At 54.4% G+C, this 287-nt stretch carries 1 rRNA gene; it reads left to right on the forward strand.

What is annotated here, in order from left to right:
* A 23S ribosomal RNA gene (locus ACY2RQ_RS19940) occupies positions 1-287 on the forward strand; the annotation flags it as partial.

The raw sequence follows: 287 nt of genomic DNA on the forward strand, positions 1-287 counted from the left end.
GTGGTAGGGGAGCGTTGTGTAAGCCGTTGAAGGTGAGTTGAGAAGCTTGCTGGAGGTATCACAAGTGCGAATGCTGACATGAGTAACGATAAGGGGAGTGAGAGGCTCCCCCGCCGGAAGACCAAGGGTTTCTGCGCAACGCTAATCGGCGCAGAGTGAGTCGGCCCCTAAGGTGAGAGCGAAAGCTGTAATCGATGGGAAACGGGTTAATATTCCCGTACTTGTTGTGACTGCGATGGAGTGACGGAGAAGGCTAGGCCAGCAGGGCGATGGTTGTCCCTGTTTAA

Source organism: Parendozoicomonas sp. 209JJ7-1 (genome assembly GCF_058147085.1).